The organism is Tenacibaculum sp. MAR_2009_124 (assembly GCF_900105455.1).
Classification (GTDB): domain Bacteria; phylum Bacteroidota; class Bacteroidia; order Flavobacteriales; family Flavobacteriaceae; genus Polaribacter.
In genome coordinates, this window is record NZ_FNSF01000005.1 from 710,943 (window position 1) to 727,787 (window position 16,845).

Annotated in this window: 16 protein-coding genes; 6 read left to right on the forward strand and 10 right to left on the reverse strand. The window is 32.0% G+C overall.

All coding sequences use genetic code 11. From position 1 onward, the window contains the following. Nucleotides 1-9 precede the first annotated feature (9 nt). A complete protein-coding gene (locus tag BLW23_RS13860; RefSeq protein ID WP_093671814.1) occupies nt 10-756 on the forward strand; it encodes a succinate dehydrogenase/fumarate reductase iron-sulfur subunit in 747 nt (248 codons plus the stop codon). Nucleotides 757-1,435: 679 nt separating this feature from the next. Here the strand turns inward: BLW23_RS13860 and BLW23_RS13865 are convergent. Both BLW23_RS13865 and BLW23_RS13870 read right to left on the reverse strand, forming a co-directional pair. Next, nucleotides 1,436-1,822, reverse strand: a complete 387-nt coding sequence (locus BLW23_RS13865) for a DUF1573 domain-containing protein (protein ID WP_093670834.1) — start codon at nt 1,820-1,822, stop codon at nt 1,436-1,438. A 5-nt stretch (nt 1,823-1,827) separates the two neighbouring features. Continuing rightward, nucleotides 1,828-2,721 carry a tetratricopeptide repeat protein gene (locus BLW23_RS13870; protein WP_093670836.1) on the reverse strand — a complete coding sequence of 298 codons (894 nt, stop codon included), beginning with the start codon at nt 2,719-2,721 and terminating at the stop codon, nt 1,828-1,830. Nucleotides 2,722-3,255: 534 nt separating this feature from the next. On the opposite strand from BLW23_RS13870, the gene BLW23_RS23705 reads away from it, so the two are divergent. Next, nucleotides 3,256-3,870: a sensor histidine kinase gene (locus tag BLW23_RS23705; RefSeq protein WP_255362802.1), complete on the forward strand. Its 615-nt coding sequence runs from the start codon at nt 3,256-3,258 to the stop codon at nt 3,868-3,870. Between the two features lie 2 nt (nt 3,871-3,872). After that, nucleotides 3,873-4,559 (forward strand): LytR/AlgR family response regulator transcription factor, encoded by a 687-nt coding sequence (locus tag BLW23_RS13880; protein ID WP_093670840.1) that lies wholly within the window; start codon nt 3,873-3,875, stop codon nt 4,557-4,559. Here the strand turns inward: BLW23_RS13880 and BLW23_RS13885 are convergent. The 5 genes from BLW23_RS13885 to BLW23_RS13905 form a co-directional block, all read right to left on the reverse strand. Continuing rightward, entirely contained in the window at nt 4,556-5,569 is a 1,014-nt protein-coding gene (locus BLW23_RS13885) for a hypothetical protein (RefSeq protein WP_093670842.1), read from the reverse strand. The genes BLW23_RS13880 and BLW23_RS13885 overlap by 4 nt on opposite strands. A gap of 239 nt (nt 5,570-5,808) precedes the next feature. Further along, nucleotides 5,809-7,086 (reverse strand): metal-dependent hydrolase family protein, encoded by a 1,278-nt coding sequence (locus BLW23_RS13890; protein ID WP_093670844.1) that lies wholly within the window; start codon nt 7,084-7,086, stop codon nt 5,809-5,811. 177 nt (nt 7,087-7,263) lie between these two features. Continuing rightward, entirely contained in the window at nt 7,264-8,178 is a 915-nt protein-coding gene (locus BLW23_RS13895) for a glutaminase (RefSeq protein ID WP_093670846.1), read from the reverse strand. After that, nucleotides 8,175-8,783, reverse strand: a complete 609-nt coding sequence (locus tag BLW23_RS13900; protein ID WP_093670848.1) for an FAD-dependent oxidoreductase — start codon at nt 8,781-8,783, stop codon at nt 8,175-8,177. The genes BLW23_RS13895 and BLW23_RS13900 overlap by 4 nt, the downstream gene beginning before the upstream one ends. Before the next feature lie 12 nt (nt 8,784-8,795). After that, complete coding sequence (locus tag BLW23_RS13905; RefSeq protein WP_093670850.1) at nt 8,796-9,374, reverse strand: MarC family protein; 579 nt, start codon at nt 9,372-9,374, stop codon at nt 8,796-8,798. A 156-nt stretch (nt 9,375-9,530) separates the two neighbouring features. On the opposite strand from BLW23_RS13905, the gene BLW23_RS13910 reads away from it, so the two are divergent. Then, nucleotides 9,531-10,100, forward strand: a complete 570-nt coding sequence (locus BLW23_RS13910) for a DUF3109 family protein (protein ID WP_093671816.1) — start codon at nt 9,531-9,533, stop codon at nt 10,098-10,100. A gap of 196 nt (nt 10,101-10,296) precedes the next feature. Here BLW23_RS13910 and BLW23_RS13915 read toward each other — a convergent pair whose 3' ends face one another. Further along, nucleotides 10,297-11,631, reverse strand: a complete 1,335-nt coding sequence (locus BLW23_RS13915) for a deoxyguanosinetriphosphate triphosphohydrolase (RefSeq protein WP_093670852.1) — start codon at nt 11,629-11,631, stop codon at nt 10,297-10,299. A 200-nt stretch (nt 11,632-11,831) separates the two neighbouring features. Between BLW23_RS13915 and BLW23_RS13920 the strand changes: the two genes are divergently transcribed. Both BLW23_RS13920 and BLW23_RS13925 read left to right on the forward strand, forming a co-directional pair. Further along, nucleotides 11,832-12,329: a Panacea domain-containing protein gene (locus tag BLW23_RS13920; RefSeq protein WP_093670854.1), complete on the forward strand. Its 498-nt coding sequence runs from the start codon at nt 11,832-11,834 to the stop codon at nt 12,327-12,329. Continuing rightward, nucleotides 12,322-12,648: a hypothetical protein gene (locus BLW23_RS13925; RefSeq protein ID WP_093670856.1), complete on the forward strand. Its 327-nt coding sequence runs from the start codon at nt 12,322-12,324 to the stop codon at nt 12,646-12,648. Before BLW23_RS13920 ends, BLW23_RS13925 begins: the two co-directional genes overlap by 8 nt. 485 nt (nt 12,649-13,133) lie before the next feature. Here the strand turns inward: BLW23_RS13925 and BLW23_RS13930 are convergent, their stop codons facing one another. After that, nucleotides 13,134-15,521, reverse strand: a complete 2,388-nt coding sequence (locus tag BLW23_RS13930; RefSeq protein ID WP_093670858.1) for a ribonucleoside-diphosphate reductase subunit alpha — start codon at nt 15,519-15,521, stop codon at nt 13,134-13,136. A 174-nt stretch (nt 15,522-15,695) separates the two neighbouring features. Beyond that, nucleotides 15,696-16,667: a ribonucleotide-diphosphate reductase subunit beta gene (locus tag BLW23_RS13935; RefSeq protein WP_093670860.1), complete on the reverse strand. Its 972-nt coding sequence runs from the start codon at nt 16,665-16,667 to the stop codon at nt 15,696-15,698. Between the last annotated feature and the right edge of the window lie 178 nt (nt 16,668-16,845).

Below are 16,845 nucleotides of genomic sequence, written 5' to 3' on the forward strand. Positions count from 1 at the left end.
ATTATGAATATGAATTTAACACTTAAAATTTGGCGTCAGAAAAACGCAAGTGATAAAGGAAAAATGGTCGAATATAAAGTGACCGATATTTCTGAACATATGTCCTTCTTAGAAATGCTGGATGTATTAAATGAGCAATTAATTGCAAAAGGTGACGAGCCTGTTGCTTTTGATCATGACTGTCGTGAGGGTATTTGTGGTATGTGTTCGTTATATATTAACGGAGAAGCACATGGCCCCGATAGAGCCGTAACTACTTGTCAATTACACATGCGTATGTTTAATGATGGGGATACCATATTTATTGAACCATTTAGAGCAAAAGCGTTTCCAGTTGTAAAAGATTTAGTTGTTGATCGTTCTGCTTTTGATAGAATTCAGCATGCAGGTGGTTATGTATCTGTTAATACATCTGGTAACACTCAAGATGCGAATGCGATTCCTATTAATAAAGAAAACGCGGATAACGCATTCGATGCAGCTACTTGTATTGGTTGCGGTGCCTGTGTAGCTACTTGTAAAAACTCTTCAGCAATGTTATTTGTTGGAGCAAAAGTATCTCAATATGCTTTATTACCTCAAGGACAAGTAGAAGCTACAGATCGTGTTAAAAACATGGTCGCTCAAATGGATTTAGAAGGTTTTGGTAACTGTACCAATACTGGAGCATGTGAAGTAGAATGTCCTAAAGGAATTTCTTTAGAAAACATTGCTCGTATGAATTCGGAGTATATAAAAGCAAATTTAAAAGGATAGTCTAGTCTTCTTTCCTTATAAAAATATAAAAGCTCGTTTGAAATTTCAAACGAGCTTTTTTTTCTTTGTTTTACGTTGAACACAACCTTATACGATTTATGCGAATTTTTTAATCACAAATTGTATTACTTCTTAGTGCCCTACTAGTAATAATTCTAAAGTCAAATGGCATAATTTCAATTTAAATACGGAGAAAATCAACTTGTTTTCCTCTTCAGATTAAAAAAGTATACATTCGTTCCCCGAAACCTGACGCTCGTGCTTGATTGTTTGATTGTTCATTAAATAAAAGATACATTTGTTTCAGTTGTTTGACCAAATTTACATAAAAGTCTGGGGGATTTGAGTGTGAAAACGTCAACACCTTACATTTCACAATCTCTAATGAGATATACTTAAGCCTGAGTGAAAAATCACTCAGGCTTTTGATTATCGGATAAAGTTAAGATCCTACAAAACTGTTAGTACAGTTTACCTTTCTTATTCTCATCCCACCGCAAATTGATAAATCATACGATTTATAAATAAATATTTCACATATGAACAGTTTCTTTTCACATTCTACGGCATTAAAAAAAGAAACCGTAGCTAAGGCTATGCTTTGTTTTTTTGCCTTGTATAATGAAAAAATAATTCAATTAATTTACACGAAATTTTTAATCACAAATCGTATCAATCTCTAATTAGAAACAACCGTATTATTGATTTTTTCCACAAAACCCTTAATTTTAATCACTTTTCTTTGTTCTTTAGAGTTTGAGTATACGACTAACGATTTCATAAACCCTCCTATTCTCTTGGTATCATATGCTACTTCTATATACGATTTTTTACCTGGCATAATAGGTTTCTCTGGTTTCCTAGGAACCGTACAGCCACAATTTGATTTAACTTCTTTAATAACTAAAGGTTCAGAACCTACATTTGTAAACTCAAAAACTTTGTTCCCTTCTGTGCCATAGGCAACCCTTCCAAAATCGATAATTTCTTCTTTAAATTGAATTTCCTGCGCCGATACCGTAGTTATTACGAATAGAAACACCGCCATAATTTTAATTACATTCATGATTTTTATTTTGAATTAAACTTTTCTATTATTTTTTCGATCATTCCTAAAGCATTTTTATTAGTAGGACTCAACTCTAAAACCTTGTCATAATGTTCCAATGATTCCTCAAACTTGTTTAATGTATAATACGCCTCACCCATACTATCGTAAACATTGGTTTTATAAGGATACATTTTAACGTTTAACTCAAACACAAATAAGGCCTTTTCAATCTGATTAGATCTTAACAATTTATATCCATACGTATTTAGCTCTCTACTACCCATGGTAAATTCAGCAAAGCTTGCCGCTAATTGCATTATATTGGGTTGTAATTCTTTTACACTATTCTCGTTTAACAGTTTGTTTAAATATTCCACAATTCGATAATTAGAAACATACCTCTGCCCAGTAACAATATTCAGAATATCTCTTTCAAAATCTTGCTTTGGAAACTCAACTATTCTATTTATTTCTTCTCCATTCTTATTAAAAATAAACGTAGGTACTCGATGAATATTTAAGCCCTTTTCCTCACCGTTAGGAGACTGTTTATAAGCATCCGTTTTCCTATCAACGGCAATCATTTCAAGATTACTCATATTAAAACCTGCTTGTTCAATTACTTTATAAAATTTTGGTAGTTCTCTTTTACTATCCCCACACCAAGTTCCATAAAACACTTGTATTTTATATTGATTAAGCGAATCTCTAAGCTCACTAATCACTTGATCATTGATCAGATATTCATCATAATTCAATTGAAACCAATTAAATTTCTCTGTATTTACTATCGATATATCGGTTTTTCCTAACAACATGGGCTTGCCATTTTCATCTTTAACTAAACCAATTTTACTTTGAGCCAGCAGTACCCCAGAACTTAACAAAGTGAGAATTAAAAATATTCGTATCATAATGAATTGTTATATTAGTTTTACTAAAGTATATAAGACAACATCATCTATAAAAAACAAAGGATAAACCACTTACAAACCCGTATTACTGATTATAAGCCAGTAATTCGTACTTTACAAACCGTCATTTGTACCTGAAAGGAAAAATTAATCAAGCTTTTTCATTACTTTGACACCTCTATGAACTTTATAAAAAAATACGGTACACAAATAATTATTCACTTGCTTTTTTGGGCTTTGTTTATTTTTGTGTCACTTTTTGTACTGACCAAGTATTATTGGGCCGAAAATCCGTTCTTACAATACATCTTCATACTTATAGTAATAGTTTACACCAACAACATAGTTTTATTGCCTTACTTTGTCCGTAAACGTTGGTATTTTATATACACAGCAGTGTTTTTAACCATTGCATTCTTAGCCACACAGTTATACTGCAACGTTTTTACAAGGTGCGGTTGTTCGTTTTTAAAATGCCTTAGCGATTATTTATGGCAAACCATTGTTCCGTTAACCTTCTTTTCATTTGTATGGATGCTTTTTAGATATACTGAAAGAACGCAAGAAATTGACACTATCAAACAAGAACGAACAGCGCTAGAGTTAAAACTTTTAAAGTCTCAAATAAATCCACATATTTTACTGAATAACTTAAACACTATTTATTCGTTTTCTCTTGAAAAACCGGATGAAACCCCTAATCTTATTTTAAAACTTGCAGAAAACTTAAAGCATGTACTTTATGAGAGTAACGCGGAAAAAGTGCCATTATCCAATGAAATAAAATTCATTGACAACTATATTGAATTTCAAAAATTAAGAACTGAAGGCATTAAGACGATCAATTATACACAATCAATCAGTGATACTAACTATAAAGTAGCTCCATTACTTTTAATAACACTTATAGAAAATACTTTTAAGCATAGTTTAATAGGTAGTCTTATCGACATTGAAATTAATGTTGTCAACGACTTCCTTTATTGCATTTGTAACAACAATTATGACCCCGATAAACAAGTTTCAAAAACAAGTATTGGGTTGAAAAACTTACAAAAAAGGCTCGACTTAATTTATAAAGAAAAATATGAGTTAAAAATTGATAACGAAGAGTTTTTTAATGTTGCCTTGAAGTTAAATTTATTATAGCTATGAATTGTATTATTATTGAGGATGAAATGCCCGCACAACGAATTTTAAAGAGCTATATTAAAAAAATTCCTGATTTAAATTTAAAAGGAAGCTTTCAAACCGCTTCAAGTGCTAATTTATTTTTAAAAAACAATGATGTTGAGGTAGTTCTGTTAGACATAAACCTGCCTGACATTCCTGGTATTGATTTTATAAAAACAGTTAAAAATCCACCTCAAGTCATATTTACCACAGCATATCCTCATTATGCCGTTTCGAGCTTTGAATTAGAAACCGTTGTTGATTATTTAGTCAAGCCTTTCTCTTTTGATCGGTTTTTAAAAGCAATTTCCAAGGCCGAAAAGTTAATAAACAGGCAAGCACTTTCAGAAGAAGAATCTATATTTATTAATGTCGATAAAACCATTCATAAACTTATTTTAAACGACATATTATACATTGAATCTGCTAGAAATTACATTTCTTTTGTGACGGCAGAAAAAAAACTCACTATTATAGATTCTCTTAAAAACTGGAAAGAAATATTAAGTCCCACACAATTCATTCAAATTCATAAGTCCTTTATTGTGAACTCCAGAAAGGTCGATAAGTTTAATAGTAGCTATGTTTATATTCAAAATGAAAAAATTTCGATAGGTAGAACTTATAAAGAATCTTTTCAGGCACAAATGCGTCCTAGCAATTAATCATTCCTAATAACCATCTCTAATTGTTTCTGAAAATCAACATGCTCATCAACCCAAATTGCTAATTTTGATGCCTTCTTAGAAAAACCGTAAAAACTGTTATATTTAATATCTTTTTTGAAGTTCAAAATTAAATTGTGTCCAAGTGATCGTCCTAAGAGAGCGAAGTATTTAACATCAGTTTTCTCAGGCAATTCTTTAGAGTTTAACTCTACATTTTTTATTACACTGAAAGGTATGACAGCTTTTGATAAAATTCCAAATTTAAGAATGAGCTCTTGTTTTTTCAGATCTATAAAAATTGGTCTACTAGAAAGAGACCTTAGTACTGCAATAATTTGCAACAAACTATAGCCACTTAAAACAGCTAAAATGATAGATCCCTTTGCGTTGCCATGTTTCATCATTGAATGTGTCACAAACATTTCGACCAAAACCACCAATAGGAATCCCAATATCAAACTGACCGCCGTGCTATTTTTATGATAAGAATACTCTAGTTTATTTAACTTCCTTTTTCTCCAATTGAGCAAACCATAATAAATAACTGATATTTCTGTGGCTAAAAAGGCTCCAAATTTAAATGGTAATATATCATTACACACTTCTTGAGTTTTATCAAAAAAGTCAAAGTTTTCTGAATCTAATTTTACTTTTTGTATAGATGCTCTAATCTTTGTAATAACATATCCAATAATTCCCAACTCTAGTAAAGGCATCAGAATTGATTGCGTCATTGATAAAGCTTCTCTATTCTCTTCAGGAAGTATATAATATGCTGTTAAAAAACCGATAGCAATAACGGCTACAATCGATTTTTTCGAGATTTCTCTTTTCCTTATCAATAAATAATGAATAAAAGGAATGGTTATCAATAAATCAATTGTAATAAAATAAGAAAGTAATGGGCTAAACAAAGATGATTTTACGACCATTGCCACCATCAACATCATCAACAAAGGAATTCCATAAACTAAAAGACTTCCTTTAATTTTAAGCTCGTTTAACATAAGGAGTGCGTTTAAATTTGATTCATACGATTTACAAGTAAATATCTCGTATCAATTATAAGTAGCTATAAATGATGTTATGTTACAGTAATTAAGCACATTAATTTTAAGCTGTGTAATGAAAAAAAATCATCCTTAACAACAACCATTCCCTCTTTAGATACATGATACCATTAAACAAAAAACACCTCAACATATATTAAGGTGTTATTCGCTTAAGTATAATAATCGTAATTTTTCTATTTATAAACGACACCATCTTTCATCACAAAATCAACGTTTTCCATAGTTTCAATATTTTTTAAAGGATTTTGATCTACAGCTATAATATCAGCATAAAACCCTTTTTTTATTTGACCAATTTCATTTTCCATTTTTAAAATCTTAGCATTAGTAATTGTTGCTGATTGAATGGTTTCCATAGCAGGCATTCCTGCTTCTACCATATAACCGAACTCTTTACCGTTATTACCGTGTTTAAACACTCCTGCATCCGTACCAAATGCTATTCCGACACCTTTTTTATAAGCCTTAGCAAATGTTCCCTGAATTTGAGGCCCTACAGCCAATGCTTTCGGAACAACAATTGCAGGATAGAATCCTCTAATTTTTGCTTTTTCTTCAACCTCTTTTCCAGCGGTAATTGTAGGAACTAAATAAGCATCATGCTTTTTCATCAACTCCATCGTTTCTTCACTCATATAAGTTCCGTGTTCAATAGTTTTAACACCTCCTAAAACAGCCCTTCGCATTCCTTCATCGCCATGAGCATGCGCTGCAACATGCATACCGTAATCTTTAGCCATATCACAAATTGCCTTTACTTCTTCAATCGTAAACTGAGGATTGTCACCACTTTTAGCAACACTTAGTACTCCACCAGTTGCTGTTATTTTAACACAATCTGCACCATTTTTATAACGTTGTCTTACCGCTTTTTTGGCATCCTCAACACTATTCACCACCCCCTCTTTTGGTCCTGGGTCTCCAATCAGAACTCTACTACTACCGTTGGTTGGGTCTGCATGTCCTCCTGTTGTTGCTAATGCTTTTCCCGCCGTAAACACTCTTGGCCCAGGTATCTTCCCTGCATCAATAGCGTTACGTATTGCAATATTGACTCCCGATCCTCCTAAATCTCTTACTGTTGTGAATCCTTTTAACAACGTTGTTTTAGCAAAACCAACTGAATTGAAGGCTATATCTGCTTCATTTAAAATATAGCGTTTTAAGCGTGTTTTAGCGTCAAATTCGTTTTCAATATGCACATGCATATCAATAAGTCCTGGCATAACGAATTTACCTTTTAAATCGATTAATTTATCGGTCTTATTATTTGGTTTTATAAAACCATCCAAAACATCATCAATTTTGTTAGACTTGATAACAATGGTTTTATTGTTTTCAATAGTTCCTTTTTCTGTATTTATTAATTTCCCACAGTGAACATAGGTTGTTTGGCCAACCAAAAAAACCGTGTTTAATAAAAAAACAAGTAGTAAGAATATTCTTTTCATCTGTTATATTGCTTATAATATTTAATAATAAGAAGTATCCTTTTTCGCAAGATCGAATCATATGCAAAAAGGCTCTTATTTGGGTTTAAAGTACTGTAATTGACTTTAAATATAAGACTATTAAAACAAATTCAAGAATTCCCGTTTCAGTTCAAAAGGTTAAGAACTAAATAAATATTAGAAAATAGATAGTTTGGATTCAGTAGTAAATTTCTCAAGAAATTGCATTCCTTTATAAGAATTCCCTTTTCTATTTAGTTTTGGGCTCCAAACGGAAATAACATATTCACCTGGATGAACAGCAACAATACCTCCACCGACTCCACTTTTACCTGGAAGTCCGACTTTAAATGCGAATTCACCTGACTCATCATAAAACCCGCAAGTTTGCATTAAGGCATTAATCCTTTTTGATTGACTTTTCGATAAAACTTGTTCGCTTGTATAAGGATTTACTCCTTGATTGGCTAAGAATGAAAAGGAATTTGAAAGTTCTTCGCAACTCATTTCTAAAGAACAGATATCAAAATAAAAATCTAATACTTCTTCTGGATCATTTTCAATATTTCCAAACGATTTGATAAAATTACACAGAGCAATATTTCGATAACCGACAGTTTTTTCAGAAGCAGCAATTTTAGCAGAATAATTAATGGTGTTTTCGCCCGAAAGTTTTCGAACGAACTCAAGAAAATCTTGTCTATAATTCGCAAGACAACTCATCAAAATATCAGTAATTACAATAGCCCCAGCATTTATAAATGGGTTTCTGGGTATTCCTAAATCAGTTTCTAATTGAACTAAAGAATTATAACTTGTTCCAGAAGGTTCAACACCGAGTCTACGCCAAATATCTTCATCTTTCATACTGTACGCCAAGCTCAAGGAAAAAACCTTTGAAACACTTTGAATTGAAAACCTACGTTCGTAATCTCCAATTCCATAACGAATATGATTATTAGCTGCAAAATACACTCCAAAACTATCTGGATTGACATTTAATAATTCGGGAATATAGGAAGCGACCTCTCCATTGTCTTGCACTTCCTTTACTTGACTGTAAATATCTTGAATTATTAAATCGAAACTCATTTTTTTATTTTATCATGAACCTTGGTTGGAATGTTTTCATTCCATTCAGTTAAAATATCGGTAGCCACACTAGCTCCGCTACCAGCAGCAATAGCAAACTGACTTCTCCATCCTGCAAGGGTACCACATACATATAATCCCTCTTTGATGAGGTGATTGAAATTCCTTAACTGAATTCTATCTTTCATTGCATTAGCTCTTGAATGTCTTTCTATGTATTGTTCAAGCCCAGCAATTTCAAAAGGTTTAGCATAATTTAAGGCAATCACCACAGATTTAGAATAGTACTCCTCTTTATTGGTTATTATTTTATACCCTTTTTCATCATCCAAAACTGCCACGACCTTTTCGCCACAAATTTGTGTAACTTCAGGATATAATGTTTCTAACTGCTCTCTTCCTTCATTTAGAATATCCTTACCCAAAGTTCCTTGAGCCAATCCTAATACATTGTTAAACAAGGCCTCCTGTAAATGAGAAGCCTTTTGATGCATTATTATACTCACTTTTTTCTCTTTTGCGTATTCTTTTTTTAAAGCAGACCCCAAAAGAAGAGCGCATTGCATTCCTGCAACGCCTCCACCAACAATTAACGTGTCAAACATGCAATTTATTTTTTATAAAAGCTCCTTAATATTCGCGGCAAATAGCTTCACTGCAATAGCTAATAGTATAACACCAAATACTTTTCTGATGATTTTAATACCATTTGCACCGATTAATTTCTCAATTCTTGTAGAAGTTTTTAGAACCACATAAATTAATAATACGTTCAGCAAAATAGCAACCAATATATTCTCCCAAGCATACTCCGCTCTAAGAGAAAGTAATGTAGTTAAACTACCTGGACCTGCGATTAATGGGAAAGCTATTGGAAATACGGTAGCATTAAGTGCTTCTTCGTCATCTTCTTTATAGAGTGTTATTCCCAAAATCATTTCTAAAGCTATAAAGAATAAAATAAAGGCTCCTGCTACAGCAAAAGAGTTTACGTCAATTCCTATAAAGCCAAGTAACCTTTGTCCTGCAAACAAAAAGACGACCATAATTACTCCAGCAATAATTGATGCCTTCTCTGATTGAATGTGTCCTACCTTTTTACGAAGATCAATAATAATGGGTACATTCCCAATAATATCTATTACAGCAAATAACACCATAAAAGCTGTAAAAATTTCTTTTAAATTAAAATTCATTACCTGTTGTTTTTCGAGCGCAAAATTAGATAAGTATTCTCACAATCTACTATTTTTGCAAAAATTTTACATAAATCTAATATACTATTTTAAAGATAATTCCAAGAGGTATTAAAATCTATAAGAAAAAGTATGTTAGCCAATTACGTTGAGCTTATGTTCCAATTAGGAAAAACCATTGTATCTGAAGAAATTTTAGAAAAAGAATTTGTTTGCAATTTATCTGCTTGTAAAGGAGTATGTTGTGTAGCTGGAGAAGCTGGAGCTCCTTTATTAAAAGAAGAAACCGATATTTTAGAAGAAATATACCCAAAGGTTAAACCTTTTCTTAGAAAAGAAGGAATAGAATCAATTGAAAAACAAGGAACATGGGTTACTAGTGATTTCGGTGAGCCTGAAACTCCTTTAATTAATGACGCAGAGTGCGCTTATGTAACTTTTGATAAGAAAGGTACTGCATTATGTGGAATAGAAGAGGCATATAATCAAAATATTATTGACTGGAAAAAACCTATTTCTTGTCATCTTTACCCTGTAAGAGTTCAGGATTATAGTGAGTTTTCAGCTGTAAACTATCATCAATGGGAAATTTGTGATGATGCTTGTTCGTTAGGAAAAGAGCTTCAAGTTCCTGTTTACAAGTTTTTAAAAGAAGCTTTAACCAGAAGGTTTGGTGAAAACTGGTATGAAGAGTTAACAAAAGTTGCTGAGCAAAAGCATAAGTAGCTGTATTTCTGAAATGCTTGAAAACATGAACCTAGGCAGCGAAGTAAACTATACAGTCATAACCCTATTGTTTAAAATAACTCTGAATTTAATTGATTTATTTTAAACATATAAAAGCCAATAAGAAAAAACTTATTGGCTTTTATTTTGATAATTAATTCGTTGTTTTTAAACTTTCATACCTAAAATCAAATAGTTACACTATATTCCCTGCCAACTTTTTATGCAAACGAATCGCAAAACCATCCGATAATCCGGCTACATAACTACATACAAGCATAACTCTATCATAAAGACTTTCTTTTTCGTGCTGATATTCTTCTGGTAGTAGATTTAATACCAGTTTATCATAGTTAGAAGCCGTATTGTTAAATTTATTATTGAGTGCTGTTACAAAAACATCTAACACGTCAGCAATAATTTTATATCCTGCAACTTCCTTTTCTATAACTTCTTTACTTCTATATATTTTCTCGATACTTTTATTGATAATGTCATTTATTTGAGCCTCATACTTACATTTATCCATCAAACCTCTATCGAAATCACCATTAAGTATTTCTTCTTCATTTTCTAAAAATATAGTAACTGCTTCATCAATTAATGACCCTATGGCCAATGCTCTTAAATACCCAGTCCTATCCTTTTTATGTTCTAGAGCATAGTATTTTTCTCGGTTAATATGCTTTGTTAATTTAGACATATATTCCAAAGCATATTCTTCATCTATTAGCCCTAAATTAATACCATCTTCAAAATCGATAATTGTATAACAGATATCATCAGCAGCCTCAACTAAATAGGCTAATGGATGACGATAATAAGAAATCCCTGCACTATCCTTTTTCTTTAAACCTAAATCTTCAACAATATCTAAAAAAGCTTCCTTTTCTGACTGAAAAAAACCGTATTTCTTATCTACTATATGCTTGCTAGGTTTCTTAGGTAAACTTTCCTTTGGGTATTTTATAAAAGCTCCCAGAGTAGCGTATGATAATCTTAAACCTCCTTCAATTCCTTTTCTGTTTTCGGTTAAAATTCTGAGTCCATTTGCATTTCCTTCAAAATCAATTAAATCTTGATATTCTAAATCTGTTAACTGATCTTTGAGCTGCCCTCCCTTTCCAGTTTTAAAATACTCTCCAATAGCCCTCTCACCAGAATGACCAAACGGTGGATTCCCTATATCATGCATTAGAGAGGCCGCCGCAACAATAGCTCCAAAATCATTAAAAGTATATCCTAGCTTTTCTAGCTTAGGATGTCTTTTTAACAACTCTTTCCCTACCCTTCTTCCCAAAGTCCTTCCAACTACAGAAACCTCTAAACTATGTGTTAATCTTGTATGTACAAAATCTGTTTTTGATAAAGGGATTACTTGAGTTTTATCTTGAAGACTTCTAAAAGCAGACGAAAATATAATTCTATCAAAATCCACTTCAAAACCTAACCTTGTTTCATCTTGCTCCGCTCTTAATCTTTTTTTAGTATCTCCGTATCTTTTTAATGATAATAATTGTTCCCAGTTCATTTTAATCGTTTAGATTCAACAAAAATATTTATTCTTTTTGTTTTAAGCCTATCTTTTTATTCAGCTTTATCCCGAAAAGTTTTAAAAAATAGTCAGAATATGTAATTTGCATCATCAACTTATCTTAAAATTGGTTAATTTTGTATATTATTTTTTTTATATACAAAAATTATGTATATTCTTATTTAAACTAAAAAAGTATGGGGACAACCAGTTCTGTTGCAAATGAGTTTTTAAAATTATCAGAAAACTCGAATTCTGAGCTTACTAATATGAAATTAGTTAAGATGATGTACATTGCTCAAGGGCTTTGCTTATCTATTTTGGAACGTCCTTTATTTAATGATGATACTATAGAAGCTTGGAAATACGGCCCAGTAATTCCAAGTATTTATCATGAATTTAAACATTTTAAATCTGACCCAATCACATCAAAATCGGTAGCTACTGATAGTAATTGGGAAAGTTTTTCAGAACCTACTCTTATTAATGAAGAAGACAAGAAAATAGTAAAGTTAGCTTGGAATTTGTACAAGGATACTCCTGCCAAGGAATTAGCTATGTCAACTCATAGGTCTGGAACTCCATGGAGTTTTACTTACAATCCTTATGAAAATAATGTTATTCCTAATAGCCTTATAAAAAAGTACTACGACAAATTTGTTACTAATTTAGAGAAATATTTAAAAAGTGCCTAAATCAAGATTAGACAACTTATTAGGTGAGTTAGAAGAAGATAAGGTCAATACCAATATAATTGATGAGAGTTCTTCATTAACATACCAAGAAATTCTAGACAGGAATCAAGATAGAGAAGAACGTAAAAAATACGCCTTCAGAACTTTCATTTTTTTGTGTGGATTTACAGGAATGATTTTATCGATTATTATTGCAGCAGGTTTTTCTAAACTAATTAGTTTTAATCTTGGTGACTCTGTACTAATTGCTCTCATTACGTCATCACTAGCTACTGTTGTAGGTATTTTTATTTTAGTTATGAGATATTTATTTAAATAATAAAGAAACTTCATTAAAACGTCTGTTTTTTAGTTAAAAAGAAGTGCTTCGTATATTCTACAATTAATCATTGCCTTATAAGATTTAAAAGAGGTCAAATCACGTTGTTTCCTTCTACTTATGATAATTAGTGCCTTGAATTATTTCATCATATTGTTGATTCGATTATAGTAGGCAAAATTAGGTTATATAAGTTCAAACTATCATTCACATAGACTACCAAAAGTGAATATCTACCCTTGTTTAGCTTATTTATTCGTTACTAAAATTAGAATCGGATTTTTAAAAAAGTATTCATTTGAAATGGTTTATCGCTGAAAACACACCTAACGCGAATATTTTAATAATCTCCTATACAAACGGTGAATCACTAAATGGTTTTCAAAATAAAGTGACATTAAACTTTTGTTTCCAAAAAACAAAAAGTCGGAAGAAAAATCTTCCGACCCTGGGTGTGCTCAAAGCACCTCCTATTTATTTTTCTTTTACGATCCACACATTAAACAATCGTCTGGTCCTGCATCTTTAGAAGCATCTACCATTGCCTTAAACTCTTCTGGGCTCATTGGCTCGTCTTGTTCTTCTTTCTTTTCTATATTTAAAGTAAACTGTTTTGCATTTACTGCAGATTTTGTTCTTAAGTAGTACATACCAGTTTTTAATCCTGATTTCCAAGCATAAAAATGCATTGATGTTAGCTTTCCAAAATCTGGATCTTTCATAAATAAATTCAGCGATTGAGATTGATCAATGAAGTATCCTCTATGTCTAGCCATATCAATGATATCTTTCATACTCATTTCCCAAACTGTCTTATATAAGTCTTTTAAATCTTGAGGAATCGATTCAATATGTTGAATAGAACCATTCGCTCTCATGATATCTTCTTTCATATTATTATCCCACAATCCAAGTTCTACTAAATCTTCTAGTAAATGCTTATTTACTACAATAAACTCACCTGACAATACTCTACGAGTGTAGATATTAGAAGTGTAAGGTTCGAATGCTTCATTATTACCTAAAATTTGAGAGGTAGAAGCTGTTGGCATTGGTGCAACTAATAAAGAGTTACGAACCCCATGCTCTACTACTTCTTTACGTAATCCTTTCCAATCCCATCTTCCGCTTAACTCGTCGTCTTTTACACCCCACATATTGTACTGAAATTCACCTTCAGACATTGGAGATCCTTTAAACGTAGAATATGCTCCTTTTACTTTTGCAACTTCCATTGAAGAAGTTACTGCAGCAAAATATAATGTTTCAAAAATCTCTTGATTTAATTTTTTAGCTTCATCACCTGTAAAAGGAAGACGTAACATAATAAACGCATCAGCCAAACCTTGAATTCCTAATCCAACTGGGCGGTGACGGAAATTAGAATTCTCTGCCTCCTTTACTGGGTAATAGTTACGGTCAATTACAGTATCTAAATTGCGAATCACTTTTTTAGTTACCTCAAATAATTTTTGGTGATCGAAAAACTTACTACCGTTTTCATCTTGAGCAACAAACATCGGTATTGCAATTGAAGCCAAGTTACATACAGCTACCTCATCTTCCGCAGTGTACTCCATAATTTCAGTACACAAGTTTGACGAACGAATTGTTCCTAAATTCTTTTGATTCGACTTGCGGTTTGCTGCATCTTTATACAACATATATGGTGTACCCGTTTCAATTTGAGACTCTAATATTTTCTCCCATAATTCACGAGCTTTTATTGTTTTTCTACCTTTTCCTGCAGCTTCATAACTCGTATATAAACGTTCAAATTCCTCTCCATAAGTATCATATAAATGAGGACACTCATGAGGACACATCAAGGTCCAATCAGCATCTTCTTGAACACGTTTCATGAATAAATCAGACATCCACATTGCATAGAATAAATCACGCGCACGCATTTCTTCTTTACCATGGTTTTTCTTTAAATCTAAGAAATCAAAAATATCCGCATGCCAAGGCTCTAAATACATTGCAAACGATCCTTTTCTTTTTCCACCACCTTGATCTACATATCTTGCAGTATCATTAAACACACGTAACATTGGCACAACACCGTTCGAAGTACCATTAGTTCCACTAATATAAGAACCTGTTGCACGAATATTATGAATTGATAAACCAATACCTCCAGCAGACTGTGATATTTTAGCTGTTTGCTTTAATGTATCGTAAATCCCATCGATACTATCATCTTGCATTTGTAGTAAGAAACAAGATGACATTTGTGGTTTTGGTGTTCCTGAATTAAAAAGTGTTGGCGTTGCATGAGTAAAATACTTTTTACTCATTAATTCGTATGTAGCAATAGCCTCGTCAATATCTTCTTTATGAATACCAATAGAAACACGCATTAACATTTGCTGAGGTCTTTCAACTATTTGCCCATTTAACTTTAATAGGTAAGAACGCTCTAATGTTTTAAAACCAAAATAATCATAATTAAAATCTCTACTGTAAATGATTGTAGAATCTAATTTACTTGCATTTTTCATGATGATATCATAAACATCATCTGACAATAAAGGAGCCTCCTTTTCTGTACGTGGATTTACGTAATTGTATAAATCCGTCATTGTTTCAGAAAATGACTTCTTAGTGTTTTTATGTAAGTTAGATACAGCAATTCTCGCAGCCAATTTAGCATAATCAGGATGAGCAGTAGTCAAAGTAGCTGCTATCTCCGCAGCTAAATTATCTAACTCAGAAGTGGTAACTCCATCATATAGCCCCTCAATTACTCGCATTGCTACTTTAACGGGGTCAACGATGGCATTTAAACCATAGCACATTTTACGTACTCTTTCCGTGATTTTATCAAACATTACTGGCTCTTTTCTGCCGTCTCTTTTTACTACATACATACTTTAATGGGTGTTTAACGTTGGTTATTAAGGTCGCCAAAGCCTCTGCATAAGCAACCTTGCAAATGATATATAAATATGGTTTCTATTTTTTTTGAAACTAATAATAAAATTAAGTCACATTAATTTTATTACATTACTGCGCACAGGGGATTGCAGTATAAGATCTCTTTTTTAAAAATCAGAATCGAAACTGATGCTTCCTGTCCCCCCAGATTTAACTCCGGCTTTTTGATATTCTGACACTCTTTTTTCGAAGAAATTAGTTTTTCCTTCTAAAGAGATCATTTCCATAAAGTCGAATGGGTTTGTAGATTCGTATACTTTCTCACAGCCAAACTCTAACAAAAGTCTATCTGTAACATACTCCAAATATTGAGTCATTAATTTTGAATTCATTCCAATTAAACTTGCTGGCAATGATTCTGTAATAAACTCACGTTCAATATCAAGGGCAGAAACAATAATATCAGATATTCTTTCTTTTGGCACTTTATTAATCAAGTGATGGTTGTGTAAGTGAACTGCAAAATCACAGTGCATACCTTCATCACGAGAAATTAATTCGTTAGAAAAAGTAAGTCCTGGTAGTAGTCCTCTTTTCTTTAACCAAAAAATAGAACAGAATGATCCAGAAAAGAAAATTCCTTCAACCGCTGCAAAAGCAATTAATCTTTCGGCAAAAGAGTCAGACTCTATCCATTTAAGTGCCCAATCTGCTTTCTTTTTAATAGCAGGGAAAATTTCGATTGCTTTGAAAAGTCTATTTTTTTCCTCCTCATCTTTTATATAGGTATCAATTAATAAAGAATATGTTTCAGAATGAACATTCTCCATCATAATTTGAAACCCATAAAAGAATTTTGCTTCAGAGTACTGAACTTCATTTACAAAGTTTTCGGCTAAATTTTCATTTACAATTCCATCTGATGCCGCAAAAAAGGCCAAAACATGTTTAATAAAATAACGTTCGTCATCATTTAATTTCGTATTCCAATCATTTAAATCTGAATGTAAATCAATTTCTTCAGCAGTCCAAAAACAAGCCTGTTGTTTTTTATACCAGTCCCACAAATCATTGTGTTTGATTGGAAAAATTACAAATCTGTCTTTATTCTCTTGTAAAATTGGTTCGATCGCCGCCATTTTCTAAACTAATATTTATCTGTTACTTTTTATTGGTATTAAGGGATGAACAAAGATTCAAATTTTTACTAAAAACTGAAAGCCATACTTATTCACAAATCCCTTGAAGTTTTTAACAAATTGTCTTTTTTGAAGATTCCTGCTCTTTTTTTTACTTTTTTCAAAACATTGTTTTTCA

Coding starts and splice junctions, on each gene's coding strand:
- BLW23_RS13860 (WP_093671814.1), top strand. CDS start 10: ATGAATTTAACACTTAAAATTTGGCGTCAGAAAAACGCAAGTGATAAA.
- BLW23_RS13865 (WP_093670834.1), bottom strand. CDS start 1,822: ATGAATGTAATTAAAATTATGGCGGTGTTTCTATTCGTAATAACTACG.
- BLW23_RS13870 (WP_093670836.1), bottom strand. CDS start 2,721: ATGATACGAATATTTTTAATTCTCACTTTGTTAAGTTCTGGGGTACTG.
- BLW23_RS23705 (WP_255362802.1), top strand. CDS start 3,256: ATGCTTTTTAGATATACTGAAAGAACGCAAGAAATTGACACTATCAAA.
- BLW23_RS13880 (WP_093670840.1), top strand. CDS start 3,873: ATGAATTGTATTATTATTGAGGATGAAATGCCCGCACAACGAATTTTA.
- BLW23_RS13885 (WP_093670842.1), bottom strand. CDS start 5,569: ATGTTAAACGAGCTTAAAATTAAAGGAAGTCTTTTAGTTTATGGAATT.
- BLW23_RS13890 (WP_093670844.1), bottom strand. CDS start 7,086: ATGAAAAGAATATTCTTACTACTTGTTTTTTTATTAAACACGGTTTTT.
- BLW23_RS13895 (WP_093670846.1), bottom strand. CDS start 8,178: ATGAGTTTCGATTTAATAATTCAAGATATTTACAGTCAAGTAAAGGAA.
- BLW23_RS13900 (WP_093670848.1), bottom strand. CDS start 8,783: ATGTTTGACACGTTAATTGTTGGTGGAGGCGTTGCAGGAATGCAATGC.
- BLW23_RS13905 (WP_093670850.1), bottom strand. CDS start 9,374: ATGAATTTTAATTTAAAAGAAATTTTTACAGCTTTTATGGTGTTATTT.
- BLW23_RS13910 (WP_093671816.1), top strand. CDS start 9,531: ATGTTCCAATTAGGAAAAACCATTGTATCTGAAGAAATTTTAGAAAAA.
- BLW23_RS13915 (WP_093670852.1), bottom strand. CDS start 11,631: ATGAACTGGGAACAATTATTATCATTAAAAAGATACGGAGATACTAAA.
- BLW23_RS13920 (WP_093670854.1), top strand. CDS start 11,832: ATGGGGACAACCAGTTCTGTTGCAAATGAGTTTTTAAAATTATCAGAA.
- BLW23_RS13930 (WP_093670858.1), bottom strand. CDS start 15,521: ATGTATGTAGTAAAAAGAGACGGCAGAAAAGAGCCAGTAATGTTTGAT.
- BLW23_RS13935 (WP_093670860.1), bottom strand. CDS start 16,667: ATGGCGGCGATCGAACCAATTTTACAAGAGAATAAAGACAGATTTGTA.